Origin of the sequence: Pseudomonas brassicacearum (assembly GCF_003732265.1) — a bacterium.
Classification (GTDB): Bacteria; Pseudomonadota; Gammaproteobacteria; order Pseudomonadales; family Pseudomonadaceae; genus Aquipseudomonas; species Aquipseudomonas brassicacearum_D.
The window spans coordinates 1-520 of the sequence record NZ_MOBK01000075.1 but is presented as its reverse complement, the minus strand read 5'-3'; the positions used below and the strand labels follow the sequence as shown (position 1 = coordinate 520).

Here is a 520-nt window from a genome sequence, read left to right as displayed (position 1 = left end):
GCCAGTCGCGCCGCGCCGACATCCAGTTGCCGTGCGGTGTTGGCGACGGTCGTTACAACGCGCTGGTAACCGGCCTGCATCGCGTTAAACGCATTGGCCATTTGCCCGACTTCATCTTTGCCGGCCAGCGGTACTCGGGCCGATAGCTCGCCGCTTTTTTCAACGTGCAACATCACGTCTTTCAGCGTGTTGAGCTGGCTGAGCAGGAAGCGGATCAACAGTTGCGAGGCACAGAGCATGGCGAACATCAGGATGAACACCGCCACCGCGTAATTGGCGAAACGCTCGCTGAACACCTGGCTCAGGCTCGGGCCGTAGGCAATCACCGCGACCTGCTGACCATCGGCGCGGCCAAACACCTCAGCGCCCATCAACGGATTGTCGCCGAACAGCGGCAGGTGATTGATCTCGTTCCAGCCGTTGCTTTCAGTGATTTCCAGCAAGGGTTGATCATTCAGGCGCGGTGCTTCGCCGCGCTTGAAGGTCAACACCTGATCGGTTTTCGGCAATGCCTGCCCGG

The 520-nt window shown here is 60.0% G+C and carries 1 protein-coding gene; it reads right to left on the bottom strand.

Annotated elements, in window-relative coordinates; genetic code table 11:
- Positions 1-520 (bottom strand): HAMP domain-containing protein (locus BK660_RS30105; protein ID WP_148057483.1); only part of this gene is annotated, 520 nt, incomplete at both ends.